This is a genomic window from Amycolatopsis sp. NPDC021455 (assembly GCF_040640995.1).
Taxonomy (GTDB): Bacteria; Actinomycetota; Actinomycetes; order Mycobacteriales; family Pseudonocardiaceae; genus Amycolatopsis.
The window spans coordinates 103,416-116,884 of record NZ_JBFACT010000007.1; the positions used below are offsets into that span (position 1 = coordinate 103,416).

General features: G+C 69.3%; 17 protein-coding genes. 16 read left to right on the top strand and 1 reads right to left on the bottom strand.

Annotated elements, in window-relative coordinates; genetic code table 11:
* The first annotated feature begins 16 nt into the window (after positions 1-16).
* From AB0G28_RS12710 to AB0G28_RS12780, 15 genes are all read left to right on the top strand, one after another.
* A complete protein-coding gene (locus AB0G28_RS12710) occupies positions 17-1,111 on the top strand; it encodes an MAB_1171c family putative transporter (protein ID WP_361087462.1) in 1,095 nt (364 codons plus the stop codon).
* On the top strand, positions 1,108-2,304 hold the full coding sequence (locus AB0G28_RS12715; RefSeq protein ID WP_361087144.1) for an NAD(P)/FAD-dependent oxidoreductase: 1,197 nt from the start codon (positions 1,108-1,110) through the stop codon (positions 2,302-2,304). The genes AB0G28_RS12710 and AB0G28_RS12715 overlap by 4 nt, the downstream gene beginning before the upstream one ends.
* Positions 2,305-2,795: 491 nt before the next feature.
* A complete protein-coding gene (locus tag AB0G28_RS12720) occupies positions 2,796-3,170 on the top strand; it encodes a DUF6355 family natural product biosynthesis protein (protein ID WP_361087147.1) in 375 nt (124 codons plus the stop codon).
* A 330-nt stretch (positions 3,171-3,500) separates the two neighbouring features.
* Positions 3,501-4,061, top strand: a complete 561-nt coding sequence (locus AB0G28_RS12725; protein ID WP_361087150.1) for a hypothetical protein — start codon at positions 3,501-3,503, stop codon at positions 4,059-4,061.
* Positions 4,049-5,020, top strand: coding sequence for a hypothetical protein (locus AB0G28_RS12730; RefSeq protein ID WP_361087153.1), 972 nt, complete (start codon positions 4,049-4,051; stop codon positions 5,018-5,020). The genes AB0G28_RS12725 and AB0G28_RS12730 overlap by 13 nt, the downstream gene beginning before the upstream one ends.
* A 137-nt stretch (positions 5,021-5,157) precedes the next feature.
* Positions 5,158-5,814: a hypothetical protein gene (locus tag AB0G28_RS12735; protein WP_361087156.1), complete on the top strand. Its 657-nt coding sequence runs from the start codon at positions 5,158-5,160 to the stop codon at positions 5,812-5,814.
* Entirely contained in the window at positions 5,814-6,674 is an 861-nt protein-coding gene (locus tag AB0G28_RS12740; RefSeq protein ID WP_361087159.1) for a carbon monoxide dehydrogenase maturation protein, read from the top strand. Before AB0G28_RS12735 ends, AB0G28_RS12740 begins: the two co-directional genes overlap by 1 nt.
* Positions 6,671-8,032 carry an ATPase, T2SS/T4P/T4SS family gene (locus AB0G28_RS12745; RefSeq protein ID WP_361087162.1) on the top strand — a complete coding sequence of 454 codons (1,362 nt, stop codon included), beginning with the start codon at positions 6,671-6,673 and terminating at the stop codon, positions 8,030-8,032. Before AB0G28_RS12740 ends, AB0G28_RS12745 begins: the two co-directional genes overlap by 4 nt.
* Entirely contained in the window at positions 8,029-8,913 is an 885-nt protein-coding gene (locus AB0G28_RS12750) for a type II secretion system F family protein (RefSeq protein ID WP_361087165.1), read from the top strand. Before AB0G28_RS12745 ends, AB0G28_RS12750 begins: the two co-directional genes overlap by 4 nt.
* Positions 8,910-9,800: a secretion system protein gene (locus AB0G28_RS12755; protein ID WP_361087168.1), complete on the top strand. Its 891-nt coding sequence runs from the start codon at positions 8,910-8,912 to the stop codon at positions 9,798-9,800. The genes AB0G28_RS12750 and AB0G28_RS12755 overlap by 4 nt, the downstream gene beginning before the upstream one ends.
* 20 nt (positions 9,801-9,820) lie before the next feature.
* The gene (locus tag AB0G28_RS12760) at positions 9,821-10,021 is read left to right on the top strand and encodes a hypothetical protein (RefSeq protein ID WP_361087171.1); all 201 of its coding nucleotides are present in this window, start codon (positions 9,821-9,823) and stop codon (positions 10,019-10,021) included.
* A gap of 25 nt (positions 10,022-10,046) precedes the next feature.
* Positions 10,047-10,445: a TadE/TadG family type IV pilus assembly protein gene (locus tag AB0G28_RS12765; protein ID WP_361087174.1), complete on the top strand. Its 399-nt coding sequence runs from the start codon at positions 10,047-10,049 to the stop codon at positions 10,443-10,445.
* A gap of 17 nt (positions 10,446-10,462) precedes the next feature.
* On the top strand, positions 10,463-11,338 hold the full coding sequence (locus tag AB0G28_RS12770; RefSeq protein WP_361087177.1) for a hypothetical protein: 876 nt from the start codon (positions 10,463-10,465) through the stop codon (positions 11,336-11,338).
* On the top strand, positions 11,335-11,778 hold the full coding sequence (locus AB0G28_RS12775; RefSeq protein WP_361087179.1) for a TadE/TadG family type IV pilus assembly protein: 444 nt from the start codon (positions 11,335-11,337) through the stop codon (positions 11,776-11,778). The genes AB0G28_RS12770 and AB0G28_RS12775 overlap by 4 nt, the downstream gene beginning before the upstream one ends.
* Positions 11,778-12,248 carry a pilus assembly protein TadG-related protein gene (locus tag AB0G28_RS12780; RefSeq protein WP_361087182.1) on the top strand — a complete coding sequence of 157 codons (471 nt, stop codon included), beginning with the start codon at positions 11,778-11,780 and terminating at the stop codon, positions 12,246-12,248. Before AB0G28_RS12775 ends, AB0G28_RS12780 begins: the two co-directional genes overlap by 1 nt.
* A 154-nt stretch (positions 12,249-12,402) precedes the next feature.
* Here AB0G28_RS12780 and AB0G28_RS12785 read toward each other — a convergent pair whose 3' ends face one another.
* Positions 12,403-12,780 carry a hypothetical protein gene (locus tag AB0G28_RS12785; protein ID WP_361087185.1) on the bottom strand — a complete coding sequence of 126 codons (378 nt, stop codon included), beginning with the start codon at positions 12,778-12,780 and terminating at the stop codon, positions 12,403-12,405.
* A gap of 192 nt (positions 12,781-12,972) precedes the next feature.
* Between AB0G28_RS12785 and AB0G28_RS12790 the strand changes: the two genes are divergently transcribed.
* Positions 12,973-13,380 carry a hypothetical protein gene (locus AB0G28_RS12790; protein ID WP_361087188.1) on the top strand — a complete coding sequence of 136 codons (408 nt, stop codon included), beginning with the start codon at positions 12,973-12,975 and terminating at the stop codon, positions 13,378-13,380.
* Positions 13,381-13,469: the final 89 nt, after the last annotated feature.

A 13,469-nucleotide genomic window follows, 5' to 3' on the forward strand; every position in this document is an offset into this window, starting at 1 on the left:
TCTCGCGTACGGGATCGTGTCGGCTGCTCTGCTGCTGTGGCTGGCAGGGAGGCTGGCGCGGAACCCGGGGAACGCCGCCCTGCGCAGCGTGACGGCGCTGGTGGCGTGCCTGGCTGTAGCGTTCCCGTTCGGTGTCGCGGCCGACAAGGGCGCTCATCCGTTGGGTTTGCCGCCGATGATCTCGCGGCTGATCCAGCACGGTCTTCTGCTGATCGGCGTCTACAGCCTCGTGTGCTTCTTCCTGTTCTCAGCGCGGGAGCGGGCGGTCGCCCGGCGACGCGCCGGCTGGTATGCAGCCCTGCTGCTGGCGGCCGAGGTCGTGCTTCTCGTCGCCGCGCTGGTGACACCAGCGTCCGCGCGGACCAACGACCAGTCGGTACCCAGCGTGGCGGTGTTCTTCATCGCCGCCGACGTCTTCATGGCAGTCGGCTTCGCGGCCGCGGCGGTCTGGGCTTGGCGATACGCGCGCGACGCGGGCGGTCGGCTGGCGCGAGGGCTGCGGATCGCGGCCGTCGGCCTGGTCGCGATCGTCTTGGCGAATTGCGTATTCGTGCCCGCGATCGTGCTGGGCTTGATCTACCGCGTCGGGGTCGCCGATCGTGCCGGATCCGCCGGGACGGTGGTGGGCGCCATCGCGGTCACCGTCCTGTTGATGCCGGGCGTCCTGCTGTTCCTGGCCGGAGTGAGCTATCCGGCCGCGATGACCAGAGTGGGTGCGGTGCGGATCTGGTGGCGTCACCGCCGCGGGTATCGGCAGCTGGCGCCGTTGTGGGCGGTGCTGCATTCGGAGTTTCCCGATGATGCACTGGACCGGGTACCGGCAGCGCCGTGGCGTGACGCGCTGCGCCTGCGTGGGACGCACCGGCGGTACTACCGCCGGGTCGTCGAGTGCCGAGATGGTCTGGTGCGGATCAGTCCGTATCTGGAACGGACCGACGCTTCGGCTGACCTCCCGAGCCGTCTTCAGCAGGCGCTCGCCGCCCACGCGGCCGGTGAGCGCGTTCCGGCGAAGGCGGTGCCGGTGGCGTTGCCGGAAGGCGACGGGCTGGAGGCTGACGTCCGCGAGCTGGTGCGGTTGGCGCAAGGCCTGGAGACGAGGGGAGCGAGATGACCAAGGCACTGATCATCGGCGGGGGCATCGCCGGGCCGATCGCGGCCATGGCCCTACAGAAGGCGGGCATCGACTCCGTCGTCTACGAGGCGTACCGGACGGGCGCGGACGACGTTGGCGCGTTCATGACGATCATGAACAACGGCTTCGACGCCCTGCACGCGATCGACGCCGACAAGCCGGTGTTGCAAGCGTCGTTCCCGGCTGACCGCGCGTTGTTCTGGAGCGGCTCGGGCAAGAAGCTCGGCGAAGCACCTATCGGCGGCGGCACGGCCGGCGCGTACGGGCCGCACACGATCAAGCGGGCCGAGCTGTACCGGGTGTTGCACGAGGAAGCCATCCAACGCGGGATCCAGATCGAACACGGCGAGCGGCTCGACGACGTCGACACCAATCTTGACCACGGCGTGGCGGCGATCTTCGAGGACGGTTCCCGCCGCGAAGGCGACCTGCTGATCGGCGCCGACGGCATCCACTCAGCGACCCGGGTGCTCATCGATTCGAAGGCGCCTGAGCCGCAGTACACCGGAACCGTCGTCCTCTGCGGTTATGCCCGGCAGGCGCCGGTCGAGCCGGTGCCGGGCGTGTACCGGATGATCTACGGCAAACGCGTCTTCTTCGCCTACACCACCGCGCCGGACGGCGAGACGTGGTGGTTCGTCAACCTGCCGCGTCCAGAGCTGTCGAAGGTAGAACTCGCGTCGACGTCGCTGGAGGAGTGGAAGCGGCAGGCGACGGCGTTGTTGCGCCGTGACCGGTCGCCTGCGGCCGGGATTGTCGAGGCGTCGGAGGAGATCCGGGCGAGCAACGGCTACGACATCGCCTCGACGCCGAGGTGGCACGCCGGCCGGATGATCGTCATCGGCGACGCAGCCCACGCCGCGGCACCGAACGCCGGCCACGGCGCGTCGATGGCCATGGAGGACGCCGTTGTCCTGGCCAAATGCCTACGCGACCTGCCTGAGCCGGCGGCGGCGTTTCGGGCCTACGAAGATCAGCGCCGGGAGCGGGTCGAGCGGTTGGTGGCCACCAGCGCGAAGATGGGCGGCACGGCCACACCCGGGCCGATCAAGCGGCTCATCCGCGACATGGCGATCTCCAAGCGGCTCAAGAGTGGCCCGCGCAACACCGCGGCGTGGCTGACCCAGCACCACATCGACTGGGATCTGGCCGTGTCGCAGCCTTCTCCATGACACCCTGGGGGCATGCTCTTCCGGCGCAAGCTCAAACGGCAACGTGCGTACCTCTCCGCTGTCGCTGACCGCATCTGCGCGCGGAACGGCATCGTCCTGAAGGACGATTTCTCGGGCGGTAGGAGTCTCAACGGGCCGCTCACCTTGGGGGTCATCACCCATCGGAACGGCGAGAGTGCCGAGGTTCCTCCAGGCCCAGATAGACGCCGCGGTCGCCGCCGGCTACGCCGCACCGACACGCAGGAGCGCCAACGGCGCCGGGTTCGTGTGCAGCCCCGGTCTGCCCATGTTGATCATCGAAACGTTTGCGGCCGGCACGGTGATCCCGCTGCACGGTCAAGTTCCGGCGGGGCAGACCGGCGTCGTGGTGAGTTTGACGTGACGGACTGGTTGGCTGCCGAGTGAATTCGACGGAAGTTCGCATGCGTACTTGAAAGTTCGTGTCATGCGCCGTTTGCAGTGCGTGGGACCGTGGCCTGTAAACCGGATTCATGGCAACAACATGGATCGGTTTGGAGGTTGCGATGAAAAATTCGAAATACCGCCGCCTGGCGGGACGGGTCGCTGCAACGGGCTCGATCGTGATCGCCATGTTCGGTGCCGCGCTGACGCCGGCCGCGGACGCAGCTGTCCACTTCGGTCTGAAGGGGACCTGTGGCTACCAGGGCTGGGGCGAGTACCGGCATTGCGACGGCGGCACGGGGTCCACTGTCATGCTCGACGTTCAGGACATTTGGGGCAACCTTTACCACTACTGCGTCGGCCCGGGCGTGACCGACCTGCAGCCAGTGATCAGATGGCGTGTTACCGGCGCCTGGTGGAACGGGGGCGTGGGCTGCGCCCCGGGCTACTACGGCCCGGCTTGAGCCTGGCCAATGTCCGTGGGAAGGCTGAATCATGGCTCAGGACTTCTTTTCGATTGCGTCCCTCATTCTTGCGGCGGCGGGTTTGGTGGGCTGCGGGGCAGGAAATCGCGGCCATTCGTGCGATGTGATGTCGGACTCGGACACTGGACCGGATCCTTCGGTCCAAGGAGATCAGGGATCAACCGATGTTCGACTTCCTCGATGACCCCTCGCCGGACAAGCAAGGCACCAGTTCACCCGGGCGTGCTCGTCCTCCTAACGAGTGGACCTGCGCCGAGCCGGTGTTCCAGGCCGAACCAAGAGCTGATCATCGTGGCAGGAGGGAAATCCATGAACTTCGGTGAAGCTATCCGAGCCGCCGCTGCTTCGTCCGCGGTACTCGTGCTGCTCGGAAGCTGCAGCTCGAGCGAGCCTCACCCGGCCGAGACGTCGTCCGGCCCGCCGTTGAGCAGCGTAGTAACGCAGCCGGCCGATCTGGCGAAGCAGCGGGCGATCACTGCCTATGTCGGGATGTGGAGCGACATGGCGGACGCCGCGGTCACCTCCGATTGGCAGTCGCCCAAGCTCGCGCAGAACGCCACGGCGGAAGCGTTGCAGACCATCTCCCGCAGCCTCTACGCCGACCATTACAACGGCCTCGTCACCAAGGGGCGGCCGATCAACCATCCGCAGGTCGAGCGCGTCGAACCGCAGGCCGACCCGACAACGGTGAAGATCTCGGACTGCGGCGACTCGACGAACTGGCTCAAGTACCGCGCCGACAACGGCGCGCCCGCCGATGACGGACCCGGCGGCCACCGCCGCATCGAGGCCCTCGTCAAGAAAGCGGTCGACGGCTCCTGGAAGGTCACCACCTTCGCCGTGCACGAGGTCGGATCATGCACCGGCTGACCACGGCGGCGATCGCGGCTGCGGCCGCTTTCGGTATCGGCCTGCTCGTGGTTCCGGTCGCACTCGCGGATGGCTGGGGAGACGTGCATTGCGGTCAGGCGGGGAATCCCTCATGCGACGTCGACGCCGGTCGCAATGGCGGGAAGGCACCACCGTCGCCTACGGGCCCTGGGCAGCCGACGAAGCCTCAAACCGTGCCTGGCCAACGGCAGCCATCGGGCGACAGTCTCCTCGGAGGCAACGACTCCATGGCGACCTGCTCGTACGTCCGAAGCAACTATCAGCCGCCGGCGAACGGGGTCCAGACTGTCGCTTTGCGAATCGGGCCACAGAATACTTTTGCGCGCTGGTCTGGTTTCCACGCTCAGCAGCAAGGAGGGGCTTGGTACGTCTACCGGTGCTCCGGACCGGGCGTGCACGATGGTCTCTACCGGGCGCCGATCTGGCTTCCGGACGGTGTGGTGCCCGTGGCGGCGCTGCCGTCGCCGCAGGAGTTGGCTGACCAAGCTCGGGCGAAGCTGCGGCTGCCGACCCCGGGGATCGAGGCGAATCCGCCGGGCGACAAGCTCGTGCAGCTACCGACCTGGCTGTGGGTGGACCGTGCCACCTGGGGAACGCGGCAAGCAACGGCTTCCGTGCCGGGGGTGTCGGTCACTGCCGTGGCCACCCCGACATCGGTGACCTGGTCCATGGGAGACGGCCAAAAGGTGAGCTGCTCGGGACCGGGAACGCCGTACTCGGCCACCGCCGGGTCGGCGACGGCGTCGCCTGACTGTGGACACACCTACCGCCGATCTTCAGCTGCGGTTCCCGGCCAGCACTTCGTTGTCACGGCGACGGTGCACTGGACGGTGACGTGGTCCGGTGCCGGAGCGGGCGGGACGTTCCCCGACATGACGACCTCGGCGACGGCGTCGTTCCGGGTCGCCGAGGTGCAGGCGCTCGGCACCGGTCGCTAGTCCAAACGCAATCAGCGAACAAATTCTCGTTGTGCATCAACGCTTCTCGATGCGCGGCGCGGTCGAACCATGCTTGGAGGCAGGCCGTGACCAGTATCCGTACCGGTGAACACGGCACCGGAACCGATGTCGGTTCCGTGTCGTGGCTGACGAAGAAAGGCCGGCTCACCGCGGTGCCGACAGGCCGCCGGACACGCCGGCGCCTGCCGCACCTGCTGATCGGGCTCATGCTCATCGTGGCCTGCGTCGGCGGAGCGCTCTGGTGGTCGAGCACTGCGCAGGGACGGGTTCCGGTGCTGGGCATCGCCCGGCCGGTCAGCATCGGCCATGTTCTCGAACGAGCGGACATCCACGAGGTCGAAATCTCCGTCGCCGACGCCGTGGCAACCGTCCCGGCTGAACAGGCCGCTTCAGTCCTCGGCAGACCGATGGCAACGAGCCTCACCGTCGGCGCGCTGCTCACGCCGAGCAGCGTCGGTCCGCCGACGGTCCCGATCGTCGGGGAGGCGGTCGTGGCGGTCGGGCTCAAGGCAGGCCAGTTCCCGCTCGAACTCGCGCCCGGCGCTCCGGTCATCGTCGTGGTTGCGGCTTCGTCGCCGAATACCTCGGCGGTAGCTGGCCAAAGCAGCGGTGATGGGCCCACGTGGCCGGCGACGGTGACCGGCCTCGCCAAAGCGGAGTCCGAGCAGACCACCGTGATCTCCCTGCGGATGCCCAGCGTGACGGCGCCGGCGCTCGCACGCATCCCGGCCGGACAAGTCACGCTCGTCATGGTCGCCGGCGGTGAGCGCTGATGCTGATTGCCTTGGCAAGCCTGAAGGGGTCTCCGGGCGTCACCACGTTCACCGTGGCGCTGGCGGCGAACTGGCCCGTCGCTGTCCGGCGGCTGGTGGTCGAATGCGATCCGGCAGGCGGAGATCTCGCCCAGCGATTCGCCCTCGCACCCTCACCTGGTCTGCTCAGCCTCGCCGCCGCGGTCCGGCAGCCATTCGGTCCGGATGTCGTCTGGAACCACACGCAGACGCTCGCCGGCCAGCTGCCGGTCGTCGCTGGGCCTGCCGGCGGACCACAAGCTCGCGCGGCGTTAGGTGCCGTGACGGCGGCTGGCTCGCCCCTGTGCCGGGCGGCACGCGAGCCTGGAGTGCTGGTGTTCGCCGACTGCGGGCGCTTAGACCCCGGCTCGCCGGCAGAGCCGTTGATGCGCCAGGCGGATGTGCTCCTCCTGGTGTCCGGGACGTACAGCGACGAGCTCGCGCATGTGGCGGCTCGGCTTCACGAGCTTGGGCGGGCAGCCGGCCGCGCGTCGCTTGTCCTGGCCGGCCGGGGCCACACCCCTGACGAAGTCGAGCGTGAGCTTGGCGTCCCGGTGATGGCGAGGATCCCTCATGACCCCACTGCGGCGAGGAGCTTGACAGGGCACGTCGTCGCAGGCCGCGGGCGGAAGGGCGGGCTCGCCCAGGCAGCCGTGGCCGTGGCCAAGGTCCTCGCCGGCGAGGCACTGCCGGTGGGAGCGCATCAGCTCGGCCTCGGGCAGCAGGTGCCTGGTGTTCCGGCCCAGCAGGTGCGGACGTCCGGAGTTCGCGTTGCCGCGGCGCCGGGACTGCCCAACGGCCACTCGTACGTCAGCGCCCCCGGAAAGGAGCCTCCACTATGACCGTGCTCGACGAACATCGCCGCCAGCTCTCGGCATCCGCGCCGACACCGGAAGGGCGGCTGCGCGACGCCTTCCGCCGCGCGCTCGCGATCGAGCTACCGGCCCGAGCTGAAGCCGAACCGAGCCCGATGACCGGCGAACGACGTCACCAGCTCGCTCAGGAAGTCCTCCGCTCAGCGGGCGCCGCACACAGCGAGGCCGAACTGCAGGCCGGCCGCGTACTGCTACCGCCGGACGAGGAGAGGCGAATCGCCGAGGCCGTGCTCGACGAGGTCTTCGGGCTGGGCGGGCTGCAGCCGTTGCTGGCGGATCCGAAGGTCGAGACGATCAACGTCAACCGGTTCGATCGGGTCTTCGTGCAATACGCCGACGGCTCGCGGGTGCAGGTGGCGCCGGTGGCGGCCTCGAACGACGAGCTGACTGACTTGGTCCGGACGCTGGCGGCGCGCGCGTCGTCTGAGGAGCGCCGCTTCGACCGGGGCTCGCCTGCGCTGAATCTCCAGCTGCCCGGTGGTGAGCGGCTCTTCGCGGTGCTCGGGCTCACCGCTGACGGGGTGACGGCGTGCTCGATCCGCCGGCACGGCTACCTGACCACGAGCCTCGCGCAGCTGCGCCGGCGCGGCACCCTCGACGTCGGTCTCGAGCGTTTCCTGCGCGCCCTGGTGAAGGCGCGGAAGAACATCCTCATCACCGGCGGCGCCGGCTTCGGCAAGACGACCTTGCTGCGCGCGATGGCCGCGGAGATGGACCCGCTCGAACGCATCGTCACCGTCGAGGACGCCTTCGAACTCGGGCTCGGACTTGATCCCGAGCTGCACGCCGACGTCACGGCGCTGCAGGCGCGGGAGGCGAACATCGAAGGCGCTGGCGCGATCAGCCAGGCGGAGCTCGTCCGCTGGGGCCTGCGGATGTCTCCGGACCGCGTCATCGTCGGCGAGATCCGCGGACCCGAGGTCATCCCGATGTGCAACGCGATGTCTCAGGGCAACGACGGCTCGATGGCGACCTTGCACGCGAGCAGCTCGAGGATCGCGTTCACCCGGCTCGCTTCCTACGCCGCGCAGAGCGTGGAGCGGCTGTCGCTGGAGGCGACTGCGCTGCTGGTGGCGTCCAGCGTGCATTTCGTTGTGCACCTGGACAAAGCCGCCGACCGCGCGACCCGGGTGATCTCCTCGATCCGCGAGGTCGTCGACGCCGACGGCGGCACGGTCGTCTCCAACGAGGTCTACCGCCCCGGCTCCGACCGGCGAGCCTGCCCGGTCGCCGGCGCGCTCCGCGCGGACACGCTCGACGACCTTGTCGAAGCCGGGTTCGACCCCGAGCTGCTGGCCGAGCCCGCCGGGTGGTGGGCATCATGACCACCACCCTGGTTGTCGGCCTGGCCGGGCTCGGCACCGCCGTGGGACTCCTGTTCGTCCTCGCCGGCCTGCGCGGTCCTCAGCTGGTGCGTCGTCCGCGGTCGGCCCCGCCCTGGCGAGCCGATCGGACGTGGGGGCTTCGACTGGCGCTCGCGCTGGGCGTCGGCCTACTGGCCGGAGCTGCGACCGGGTGGCTCGTCGGGGGAGCGCTCGCGGCCGGGGCGGTCTGGTTCCTACCGCGGCTGGTCGGCCCGGACCGAGCTCACGTGCGCCGGGTCGCGCGGATCGAGGCGGTCGCGTCGTGGACGGAGATGCTGCGCGACACGCTCTCGGCCGCGGCCGGGCTGGAGCAGGCGATCCTCGCCACCGCTCCGCTGGCGCCCGCCGCGATCCGTGGCGAAGTCGGTAGGCTCGCGTCCCGGCTGCAGAACGGGCATCGGCTCGCGCCGGCGTTGCGGCAGCTGGCAGAGGAACTGGCCGATTCGACTGCCGACCTGGTCATCGCCGCGCTGGTCCTGGCCGCCGAGCACCAGGCACGGCAGCTCGGAGAGCTGCTCGGCTCCCTCGCCGAGACCGCGCGGTCGCAGGCGGCCATGCGGATGCGTGTCGAGACGGGCCGCGCTCGGACCCGGACGTCGGTGCGGGTCGTCGTCGCCACCACAGTCGCCTTCGCGGTCGGCGTGGTGGTGTTCAACCGCGGCTACCTGACGGCCTACGACAGCGCCCTCGGCCAAGCCGTCCTGCTCGTCATCGGCGGGCTGTTCGGTGCCGGCTTCGGCTGGCTGGTCAGGGTCGCCTCGGGCCGCGGCGATTCGCGCGTGCTGTCGCTCAGCGCGCCGTCCGAGCCAGCTCCCTCTCGATGGGCCGGTGATCATGCATGATCCCGATCTCCTGCCTCGGGCTGGGTACCGGCGTCGGCTTGTGGATGCTCCTGACCTGGGCGATCCCGCTGCGACCATCTCTTCACGAGCACCTCTCGACGGCGAACGCTGCGGCCTCGGCTCCGGCAGCGCACGTGTCGGAGGCCGGCTGGGCGATGGCCATCGCACGACCACTCGTTCCCGGTCTCCGGCGGCTCGGCCTGCCAGGGGAGAAGCTCGAACGCGACCTGCGAGTTCTTGGGCGAGGGGCGGACACGCACCTCGGCATCAAGGTCGTCGTCAGCTGCGTCGGTCTGGTGACGCCCCTCGTTCTCCAGGTCATCCTCGCGCTCGCGGACCTGCCGGTCAGCGTCGAAGTCCTCCTAGCCTCCGCTCTCGGGCTCGCAGCGGTAGGGTTCCTCGCTCCCGACCTCGAGGTCCGCACGAAGGCGGCGCGAGCGCGTGCCGATTTCCGCGGCGCGCTCTCGGCCTTCTTGGACCTCGTCTGGATCACCCTCGCCGGTGGCGCCGGAGTCGAGGTCGCACTGCTGGCGGCCGCCGAGGTCGGTTGCGGGCCCGCGTTCATCCAGCTGCGCCGCGCGCTGGACGCCGCCCAGCTGACTCGCATCACGCCGTGGTCGACGCTCCGCCGCCTCGGCGAAGAGCTGGACATCGCCGAACTTGCCGAGCTCGCCGCGTCGATTTCCCTCGCCGGCACCGAAGGCGCCAAGATTCGCCGCTCACTGGCAGCGAAAGCCAAGGCGCTGCGGACCCACCTCGTCGCCGACGCCGAAGCCGACGCCCAGGCGGCCACCGAACGCATGGCGTTGCCGGTGACGTTGCTGTTCCTCGGCTTCCTCGGATTCATCGCCTACCCGGCCGTCACCCAGGTCCTCAACGGCCTCTGAAACTCCACAGGAGACACATCATGCTGACCTACTGCCGAACGCTTTGGACCCTCGTCACCGCGCGCATTCTGTTACTGCTCAGGGATAGTGACCGCGGGGAAATCACGACGACCGTCATCGTGACCGCGCTCATGGCGGTGCTGGCCATCGCCTTGATCGCGATCATCGCCGCGAAGCTGACCGCGAAAGCCAACAGCATCGACCTCGGCCTCGGCGGCTGACATGCCGACGAACCCGGTCAATACGATGGCTTGGCGCGTTCGCCGTGCGCTGTCCGGCGAGCGCGGCGCGGCCACCGCCGAGCTGGTGATCGCGACACCGCTGCTCCTGCTCGCGCTGCTGACGATCATCCAGTTCGCCCTCTGGTCGCACGCGACCCATGTCGCTCAGGCGGCCGCCGCCGAAGCGCTCGCCGCGGCCCGCGTCCAGGACGGCACCGCGGCGGCTGGCCATGCCGCCGGCCAGCAGCTGCTCGACCAACTCGCGCAGGGACCGCTGCGCTCCTCGCAGATCGACGTCGAGCGGACCGCGACCTCGGTCTCGATCAGCGTGCAGGGCGAGGTCGTCGCAGTACTGCCCGGGGTGCACCTGCACGTGCACGCGGAAGCCGCTGGCGAGGTCGAAAAGTTCGTTCCGGACGCCTGACCGAGGAGGGGAGAATCATGTCACTGCTGGAAAAACCGGATGCGGTGACCGTTGGCGACTTCGCCGACGGTCCGGACACGATGCTGTGGAACCCCGCTCTCACCACGAAACGGTGGCGTCGGCAGGTGCTTCGTGTCTTCCTCGCGCGATGCCTGTCGGCTCGCTGCGCCGCAGGGCTTCTGGTCCTCACGCTGGTACTTGGCACGGGTGCCACCGAGGCCCCCGGCGGTGCGCTGGCGATTGGTGGCGCCATCGCGCTGCTGCTGAGCGGCCTCTGCGACGCGGGCATCACCGCCGCCTGCTTCGCGACCGATCACCAGCACGGACATCGCTGCCCGCTGGAGCGGTCTCCCGGCGAGTTCTTCCTCCGAAGTGACGACTTCGCCGACCTCGGCGCAGCGGCGCACCGCACGGCCGGGCTCCTGATCGACCTCACCGGCGAACTGCACACCACCCCGGTACGCGACTGGCTCGATCCCGAGCTGCCCGGCCGGGCCCACCAGGCGGTCTGGGATGCGCTGACCCGCTTGAGCCGGACAGCGCCTGCTCGCCGGCACGCCGCACGGCTCGCCGAACTGCCGGGCGAGACCGACCTCGCGGCCGCGACCGCCGCGGCGATCGCCGACTTCGACGCTCTGCTCGACGACCTGGTGTTCCACTTGCAGGGCTGCGTCACGCTCACTCGGGAATGGGAAGCCAAGCTTCGTCACGCCGAGCTCGTCGAGCGCACCAGCGCCGTTCAGGTCGAGCTGCACGCCGCGTCGATTCGCCCGATGGTCGATGTCGCCGAAGAGCTGCCGAGATCCGTCTTCGCGTACGTCACCGCAGCCCGCGACCTGACAGGCGCTGGACGGTTCCCGTGGGAACTGCCCGCCGCGGAGCCGGTTCCGTGACCGCGGCAGAGAGGTGGTGGCACGCCGAGGGCGGCGCGGTGACCGTCGAGGCGGTCCTGCTCGCACCGGCACTGGTCATGCTGCTGGTGTTCGTCGCCGTGGTCGTCCATCGCGGCGTCGACGCTCGGCTGCGGCTCGACGACGCCGCGCATCAGGCCGCGCGCGCCGCAAGCCTGCAGCGCATTCCGGCCGCAGCCGTTGCCGCGGCGCAAGCGACCGCCACTTCGGCGCTGACGCACGCCGGACTGGTCTGCCGCGACGCCGCAGCCAGCACCACGACCTCGGCGAACCCCGGCAGCACCGTCGTCGTGACCGTCCGCTGCACGGTCGACTTCGGTCAGGCTCTCATCCTCGGCGTCCCCGGCAGCCGGACGCTCAGCGCGACGGCCAGCGAGGTCGTCGACACCTATCGATCCCAGCCGACCGCCGGAGGCGCGTGATGAACGCCCGCCGCGCAGCGTGCTGGCGTGCAGACGACGGGCAGGTCTCGGCGTTCGTCGTCGTGCTGGTGGTCGGGCTGCTGGCCTTGGCCGGCCTGGGGCTCGACGGCGGCCTCGCGCTCGCCGCGAAGGTCCGAGCCACCGGCCAGGCCGAGTCCGCCGCCCGCGCCGGCGCGCAAGCGATCGACCTCGCCGCCTACCGGGCGACCGGCACGCTCCGGCTGGTACCCGCGGAAGCTGACGGTCTCGCCCGCCGCTACCTCGCCGGAATCGGCGCCACCGGTGAGGTGACGGCCACCGTCGACACCGTGACCGTCAACGTCACGACCAGCCAGCGCACCCAGCTGCTGTCGCTCATCAGCATCCCGTCCATCGGCGCCCACGGCAGCGGCGCAGCCCACCCCCAGCGCGGCGTCACCGAGGTTTCCCGGGAGTTCGCGAACCCTGAAGTGCGGACTGGGGTGAACTGACGTGTATGCCTTCGCTTTCAAGGTACCGCGGCTCGTGGGTTCGCGAACCGAGGTGTCGGGGCGGGTAGTGTTGCCGTTGTGCTGCTCTACCTTGTGTCAGGCAGCGCGGCCATCTGCGAGGCGTTGGTCCGAACGTACGACCAGGCAGCAGACGTTATGCGTCGAGGTACGCGTATTTGCTGTCACCGGGCTCGAGATGTACTTGACCGTCCCTGACGTGCAGCTGGGTCATGGTCATCTGCTCGTCGCTGACGATAAACAGTCCTCGGATCAGGGGTTTGGACCCGGACGCGGCGAGGGGTGCCAGCTGGCGCAACTGGTTCACGAACCAGTTGATGCCATCGGGTTCGACATGCAGGCCGTAGAACGCGTACCAGTGCCCGGTGTTCTGCTGATGAGGGAATCGCCAGCCGAAGTTGTCCCACTCGTTGACGACTTCCTCTTCGACAAAGTCTCTGACGAGCGCGATGTCATCCCGGGCACCTTCAAGCCACCCCCTGATGTTGACAAGCGCCGCGTTCGTTGCTCCCATCGCGGTGTTCCCCCCTCTTGCACTCTGAGCCGGAGTCAGGCCCGCGGACGTCGGACTGTACGTCATTGTCCTCGTCTGGCTGTTCACATCGTCCGGTCCACCAGGTCCAAGGGCCCGACCTGGGACTGAGGTCGCCAAGCAAACCCGCGGCATTTCATGCACTGGAGCCCTGAACACCGGAGGAGGAGAACGATGATCACGACCGATGAGATCGAGAGGCGCGTCGAGAAGGCTGACGCGGAGAAGAGTGCGAGGAGGACGGCGGCAGCCCGCGAGGTCGGCGAGCTCGCACGTCGTCGAATTGCGCTGGCCGAGGAGCTGGCGGAGGTCGAGCGCAAGCTCGGCACCGTGCTCGCCGCGGCGGCGGACGTCATCAGCATCGACGAACTGACCGAGTTCACCGACGTCCCGGCTGCCGACCTCACCAGGTGGCTGGCTGCCGGCAAACCCCGCGCCCGGCGAGGTCGACCGCCTGGCACCCGCCGGCCGAAGCCGGGGACGCAGCCCGAGACCTCGCCGGCACCTGCACCGGTTGTACCGCGACCGGGGCCGCCGACGGCCGGTATCCAGCCGTCGGCTGTCCATGGCCAACCAAGCTGAGCCAGGGGGCCCTGTTGTGCCTGCAGAACGGCAGACCGGCACCGGATCGCGGCGGGTTCTTCGTGCGTTCGTGGGTGGCGCAGGGCGGT